This window comes from Pseudoalteromonas ulvae UL12 (genome assembly GCF_014925405.1).
In the GTDB taxonomy this organism is placed as follows: Bacteria; Pseudomonadota; Gammaproteobacteria; order Enterobacterales; family Alteromonadaceae; genus Pseudoalteromonas; species Pseudoalteromonas ulvae.
This window is the reverse complement of record NZ_AQHJ01000019.1, coordinates 130,529-138,119: the sequence shown is the minus strand read 5'-3', so window position 1 is coordinate 138,119 and position 7,591 is coordinate 130,529. Positions and strand designations below refer to the sequence as shown.

The following is a 7,591-nucleotide window of genomic DNA, read 5'->3' as shown; positions in this document are numbered from 1 at the left end:
CATCGCCAGGCTCCTATTAAGAAAAGCCCGACTCATTGAGTCGGGCTTTTTGCTGTCTGCTTTTTTATTTACTCAAAACGCCTTAATTTAACTTCGATCATAAAGCTCACCAAGACGAACTCATTGAATTAATTAGCTATTCGATATATTGTTCCTAAATGACTCGCGTAATATCAGATTATTGACTTAAGGATAGTAGTGTCAATTATGTCTCTTGCCTCTTTTTCCAAATACCTTCTTATTCTTTTTGTTTTCACTCTCTCTTTTCCTAGTTTTTCAGAGGCACCTTTCATTTATTTCGATCGCTTTTCAGTCGAAGATGGCTTGACTCAGTCCAGTGTGACTTGTGTTGTTGAAGATAATTTAGGGTTTACTTGGCTTGGCTCACAAAATGGCCTGAATAAGTTAGATGGTTATAGTATTGAAACTCATAAGGAAATAAACAAGCAAGGGTATTTAACTGGTAGTTGGATTACTGCTTGTGTTAAGGATCCTTCTGGGCAATTGTGGTTTTCGACTGCGAGTAAGGGCATCAATCGCTATAATCCTATGACAGGCTTGTTTGAGGCAAATCACTGGTCATCACAGTTGCAAGACAAACGAGTGTTATCGATGCTAATGAGTGATACAGGGGAGCTGTTGGTCGGTAGTGCTTCAGGTAGCTTAAGTATTATTAATTTATCAGATCACTCTATCAAGGTTGCAACTCAGCCTAAAAATTCTATACAAGGTATCCGTGCTCTTTATCAGTCTAGCAATGGAACAATCTGGATTGGTAGTGCTAACGGTCTCTATTATTTTGATCAGCAAGCTGCTCAAATTAAGCCTTTTATACTTGTGAATGAGAACGAGCAATTCGATAATCTGGCTGTTTGGTCTATTGCAGAAGATCATGAAAACAGATTATGGATAACGGGTCGTGGCGGCCTCTTTCGCTTAAATGTAGAAAATAAACAACTGCGATATTTTGAGTTAGGCGGTAAAGCAAAGAACTGGGGGACCAGTGTGTTTGTTGAGTCTGGCAATAGAGTGTGGGTTGGCACATACGGTAGTGGCGTTTTTATTTTTGATTTAAAGGGTACTTTAGAGGCATCACTGAACAATGATCCGTTGGAAGGAAATAGTTTAAGTAATGATTATATTTTATCTTTGTATCAATCAACGAATAAGCATATTTGGATTGGGACAGATGGTGGTGGAGTTAATCGTTATATTCCCAGCCGGCTGAATTATCATCATCATAAACATGACCCTGATGATAATAGTACTTTAAGCCATAGCTTTGTACGCGCGATTACACAAGACACTCAAGGGCAACTTTGGGTTGCAACACGAGAAGGGGTAAATAGACGAGAGTTAAATAGTATTGAATTCAAACGTTATTACCATGATAAAGAACACCCGCGCAGTTTAGCTGTTAATAATGTCTTTGCGCTTTTTTCTTCCAAAACTCACGGTGTGTGGTTAGGTACATATGGAGGGGGATTATTGCAATACTCCTCGAAAACGGATGATTTTACTCAGTTTAAGCATCATAAAAATGATTCTGAGAGTCTTATCTCTGACCGTATTTATGCTATTGCTGCTGCCACGGATGATTCATTATGGCTTGGCAGTAATAAAGGGTTGAGTTTATTTAATACTCAAATTTTCACTAGCCAACATTTTAAATATGACCCGAATGATGCAGATAGTTTATCTGATAATGTTGTATTTTCTGTTCTTCAGGATAATAAAGAGCGTGTATGGGTCGGTACGCGATTGGGTTTAAACCTTTTGAATGATGACCGGAGGGGGTTTACTCATTTTAGGCAAGAAAGCGGCCAGCTAACAGCCAATATGGTTACTGCGTTGCACCAAGATTTACAAGGCTATATTTGGGTTGGGACTATGCAAGGCTTGAATCGCTTAGATCCACAAACAAATGAGGTGGTGCAATTTACTCAAAGTGACGGGCTAGTTGATGAAAATATATTTGCCATTGAGGAAGATCAACTCGGCTATTTATGGATTAGTACTAATAATGGGCTAATGAAGCTTAACAAATCGACTCAGGCGATCACTCATGTTAAACCTGAAGTTGGTTTACAAGGGCGTTCATTCATCCTTGGGGCATCACATCAAGGAAAGCAAGGAGAGCTGTATTTTGGTGGTGTGAATGGCTTTAATTACTTTGATCCAAAAGAGCTGGCATCAACGCTTTCTCCCCCAAGAGTATCATTGAAAGAGTTGCTGTTATTGAATCAACCTGTGCGTGTTCAAGATAAAGAGTCTGGTTCTGGTTTTAACCTCAGTCAGCACATTAATTTTTTACCTCATCTGTACTTAGATTATCAACATAACTTATTTGCATTGGAATTTACTTCTTCTGATTCATTAATGCCTGAACCCATCGACTATGCTTATCGCCTAGTTGGTTTTGACCGCGTATGGTTAAATGCTTCTTCACAACAGCGTGTCGCTACTTATACCAATCTATCGTCAGGCACTTACCAATTTGAAGTGAAAGCTCGATTTGCCCATGGTGAGTGGGGACCGATCAAAACCCTAGATATTACAGTTACGCCAGCACCTTGGTTATCTTGGTGGGCCTTAACGAGCTATATCTTGTTGAGTTTAAGTGTAATTGCGTATGGTGTATGGCTTATTTACCACCGACGGATAGCTGAACAAGAGAAAATTCATAGTCAGGCGATGATCACCGCGAAGGATAATTTATTAGCGACTATTTCTCATGAATTTAAAACACCTCTAACTATGATATCTGGCCCAATCGAGCGTTTAATAGTTAGTAATTCAGACCCTTTAATGGTGCATTCTTTGGCTATGATGCGCCGCAATGCCGATAGATTACTTGGGCTGGTCAATGATATTTTGCAGACCAGAAATATTAATGATGACACTAAGCCCGTTGTAACGGTTGATTTGTGTGCATTGAGTCAGCTCTATATTGAAGGGTTTAAATTATTGGCTGCACAGAAGAGTATTTCACTCACTGGTCAATTAAACGGACTCGGGGTGTGTAACACATTAATGCAGGTCGATGCTGCAGATCAGATTATGTCTAATTTACTCTACAATGCTATAAAATTTACTCCCGAGCATGGGCAAGTTGAGTTGTCGCTAGATGTAATGGGAGATCGCTGTTGTTTGCGGGTTAAAGATACAGGTATTGGAATCGATGTTGATGAATTAGAGGCTATTTTCGATCAATATAAACGCGGTCGACGAACAAATGAACTTGAGGGGCATGGCTTAGGGTTAGCAATTGTACAAGATATTGTGCAGCAACACCAAGGGGTGATGTCGGTGACAAGCACCCCAAATTTAGGCTCAGAGTTTACGGTAAGCTTGCCGATACAAGACTATCAGTATGGATCTTGTGAGCAACCAAAAATCGCTCCGTCAGCACCGCCTCAAATGATTATAAAAGACACCAGCGCATTCAAAATATTAATCGTTGAAGACAATGCCGATCTGAGAGCCTATTTAGAAACGTTTTTACAGCCTTATTATCAATGCTTTAGTGCAATCAATGGTGAAGTTGGTCTGGAGCAGGCTAGAGCTTTGCAGCCCGATTTAATTATAAGTGATGTCATGATGCCTATTCTATCGGGTTTTGAATTGTTATCGCGTTTACGAGAAGACTTAGATACTTGTCATATACCCGTATTAATATTAACGGCCTATCATACTGAAGATATGCGCTTAAAAGGGTTTGATTTATTGGCGGATGAATTTTTAGCCAAACCTTTTAATGAAGCAGAGCTTTTAAGTCGAATAAATAATTTACTGAGTATAAGGCAGCTGTTAACGCGAAACCGCAATGCGTTTGAGCCATTTTTAGAATCAAATAATCACAATAGCCATCAAGCCTCTAGTGCGCTTTCGCACAGAGATCATGAATTTGTGAATCAGCTCAATACTGCTTTGGCTAATTTATATCGCAATACAAGCATGTCTTTGGAAGAGTTAGCGCACGCGCTTTGCACGACAGAACGAACGCTGCAAAATAAAACGCGTGCATTATTTAATTTGAGTCCGATGGATTATGTACGGGATTATCGTTTGAACCAGGCCAAGCTGTTACTAACGGAGTCGAGTCATTCGATTGGGGTCATTTCAGAGCTGTGTGGGTTTAATTCACAAAGTTATTTTGCCCGTTGCTTTAAAGCTGCCACAGGTCTTTCGCCTAAACAGTACAGACATAAAGAAACGCTCAACCTTTAAATGAATTTTCGTTTCAGTACAAATGAATTTCGTATTTGTACTATTTTTAATGCATTGATTTTATTAATTTAAATGTTTATATGATGGCAGAGTGCATAGCGATAACTGGCGCTATGCTCATAGCCTATTCAGCACTTATATTTACATTTTAAAAGGAATTGTTGTGTTAAAACATTATGTTCGTCCACTCATTCTTACCTCGGTGATATCGAGCCTTCTGGCGTGTCAAAGTACTACAACTCAAGTGAGTTCTAATCAGCAAACTCCTAACGTCAATCAGGTTCAACAGCAAGCGTATAATGGTGCCAAAGCACGTATTGCAGTTGCTCGTTTCACTGATCAATCAAATAACAGTCATTGGTGGTCTAAAGAGATTGGTAATGGTATGTCTGACCAACTGACTACAGCACTGGTTGGTACGAACCGTTTTATTGTTTTAGAGCGACAGGCGCTTGATGCTGTCTTATCTGAACAGGATTTAGTGACAGCTGGGCGAGTCAGTCGTCAAAGTGGCGCTGCTTTTGGTGAGATAGAAGGAGCGGAAATTGTGATTATCGCTTCTGTCACAGAGTTTGATGATAATGCGTCAGGAGCGAGCTTAGGTGGTGGAGGCTTCATGGGTGATATGATGAAATCTGTTTCAGCTGGTTTCTCCAATACCCATATGGCTATCGATTTACGACTGATAGATACACGAACGTCACGTATTTTAGCTGCAACGACGGTTGAAGGTGGCAGCAAAGACTTTGACTTAACAGCGGCCGCGACCAATTTTGGCAGTTCAATTGTTGGTGGCGGGCTGAGCGCTTGGTCGAACACACCAAAAGAAAAGGCATTGCGGGAAGTAATACAAAAAGCGGTTGAATACACCTTAACTAAAATCCCAGATGTATATTACCGATACGATCAGAACAACACACTGTTAGCGGGTGCGACAGCTCCTGCACCTATCAAACATCAGAAAAACGTTGCCAAGCTCGATGGAAAAAGCACGAGTGAGCATGAGCAATCATCAATGGGGTCGCTCGCGAACCCTTTTGACAAAGTAAAAATCTCGATGGCTCAGGCACAGCTTAATTGTTTAGGTTATTTATCTGATCAAGAGTCCGAAGGAGTATTAACACCGAATACAATTCGTGCTTTAGAGCGTTTTCAAAAGGACGCGAGCATAGAAGTGACTGGAACGATTGATGATGAAACAAATGGGGCCCTCGCAGATTCAGGTTGTTTGAATAACTCGATTCAAAGTGGCTTTGGCATGATAGCGAATGCATTTGCCGGGGTTGCAACTAACACTGACATGGCAGATGAATTTTTGTATGAAGCGTACCGTGCGCCTAACGATTTCGGTCATTTGTCAATTGAGCACGAGCCTAGCGGCTCAGGTATGACTGAAATAGAGGTGATTGCTCAACATCAAGAGTCAGGATCTGAGCTTAAACAAGCAACTGGCAGCATATTTAAAGTACAGAGCAATGGCGAACTTCATCAACGACCTGACTTTTTAAAAAATGGGGTGACAGAGCCAGTAAACAGTGGCCGGTATTACTTAAAGTTTGCGGCGATGGATAAATTTTTTGCCTCTGGCGATGTGATTTTAAAAAGAGGTGTCAAAAACAAAATACGGGTCGAACTCGAATAACCAATTTGTATTTTTATTGGCGAGGCTCTGTTGAGCCTTGCCACTATTGCGTATTGAGTTTGTACACTTGGCATGTGTTTTCTAAGCACAGTGCTTGTGGAATTGAAATACTCTGGCATCCAGCCAATGCAGGCGCTTGTTGGTTATAAATTTTCTCGAATTCAGTCACGTCTGCAGCCATGCGTTCAGCTTGTTCAGTAGAGGCATGTTTGTTTGAATAGACGACATAGCGACTTGGTTCACCGCAAGGTTGTTGCCCAACAGGGAGTACTTTGCATTGGAAGCTGCCATCACATGTTTTGTTTTCAATGAGCTTGTTTAGTTTTAATTCTGCATCAGTGATGGTCTGTGACACTTGAGAATCAACTGTTTGAGGCGTTGTTAATGAACAGGCACTGATAAAAACAAGCATAAAAAACACCATCACATTCAATCTAATCATAAAAAACCTCCTAGTTTCAGTTAACAGCCATCAAAATAGCACGTTTCACAGGGAATATAGTCGATTTTACAATGCGATAAGTCAATAATTTCGATGGAATAAGGTTTATTTCAGAGCAACTCATAAGCAACGAGGGGTGCGAAGCAAATATTCATCCAATGGAATGACTCATATCGTTGTGCTGGTATTTCAATACCTTAAAAGGCTAATGTGATTTTCACCCGATAAAATGGGAGCCTTTGCTAGGTTGTGGGCTCAGTTCAAAATATTTCAGACATTGTTTGTTTGTAACGTCTTGAAAAGTTTAACGGTGTACCATTCTTAAGTGTGACGAGATAATCCCCATTTTCTGTCGGCTTTAACTCACTAATGAAGTGCTTTTTAACGATGATTGAACGATGGATTCGAACAAAACCAAAGTCGGCTAGTTTGTTAGCCATTTCTGTCAGTGTTTCGCGATAGAGAATGGGTCGGTCTTCATCGATAAGGTGCAACTCTACGTAGTTACCCGCACCGCCTACCCACATAATGCTGTCATGTTCGACAATTCGAATCCGGCCAGATTCTTTAATAATCAAAGGATCAACTTTTTTTGCTTGAGTAGCAAATTGCATCGTTTTAATCAAGCCTTGCATTTGTTGTAAGGGTTCCAAGTTAAACGTACCAAGTCTTGCGGATAACTTTGAAATACATTTATTAAAGCGCTCAGGGCTTATCGGGTGAACCAAATAGTCAATCGCATCATGCTCAAATGCTTGTGCTGCATAATCAATAGAATCTGACATACACACAGTCAAAGTATGAAAGGGCAAATTAGCCTGAGTATTGGCTAGTGTTGATTGTTGTAGCATGTTTTTACTGATAAAAAGCACGTCAGCCTGCATTGAATCACAAATGTCTTTGGCCTCTTGAAGATCAAAAGCAAGGGTTAGCGCTTCAAAACGAGGATGTGACTTGAGTAATTCTTGCAATTGCCGACGAATAGACTCTGAGGGTTCGGCTATTACTACACTGAATTTTTTCATATTTATTCCTTTAAGATGAGTTGTTGCTTCTACTCAGAGCAGAAAAATATAACATTCATGTTGCTAAGATAAACTAAATTTCGAACCTATAAAGTAAACGATTGTAACAAAATGCAAGTGGTTACTTATTCACTAACCCTATGTTTTTAATGGTTTGTTAATAGTTAAAGGTATTAATCTTACATTTTTATTGCTGATCCCATATAACCAACCTTTGGGCATTCAAACGACTCCTTTTGCGTATTATCGATA

The 7,591-nt window shown here is 40.0% G+C and carries 4 protein-coding genes; 2 read left to right on the top strand and 2 right to left on the bottom strand.

Features of this window, described 5'->3' with window-relative positions:
• The first annotated feature begins 207 nt into the window (after positions 1-207).
• Positions 208-4,230, top strand: coding sequence for a two-component regulator propeller domain-containing protein (locus PULV_RS01225; protein ID WP_227009328.1), 4,023 nt, complete (start codon positions 208-210; stop codon positions 4,228-4,230).
• 163 nt (positions 4,231-4,393) lie between these two features.
• Complete coding sequence (locus tag PULV_RS01220) at positions 4,394-5,872, top strand: CsgG/HfaB family protein (protein WP_086745853.1); 1,479 nt, start codon at positions 4,394-4,396, stop codon at positions 5,870-5,872.
• A 43-nt stretch (positions 5,873-5,915) separates the two neighbouring features.
• On the opposite strand, the gene PULV_RS01215 is transcribed toward PULV_RS01220, so the two are convergent.
• Together PULV_RS01215 and PULV_RS01210 are read right to left on the bottom strand one after the other, a co-directional pair.
• Complete coding sequence (locus PULV_RS01215; protein WP_086745854.1) at positions 5,916-6,314, bottom strand: hypothetical protein; 399 nt, start codon at positions 6,312-6,314, stop codon at positions 5,916-5,918.
• Positions 6,315-6,574: 260 nt separating this feature from the next.
• Entirely contained in the window at positions 6,575-7,339 is a 765-nt protein-coding gene (locus PULV_RS01210; protein WP_086745855.1) for a LytR/AlgR family response regulator transcription factor, read from the bottom strand.
• Positions 7,340-7,591 lie beyond the last annotated feature (252 nt).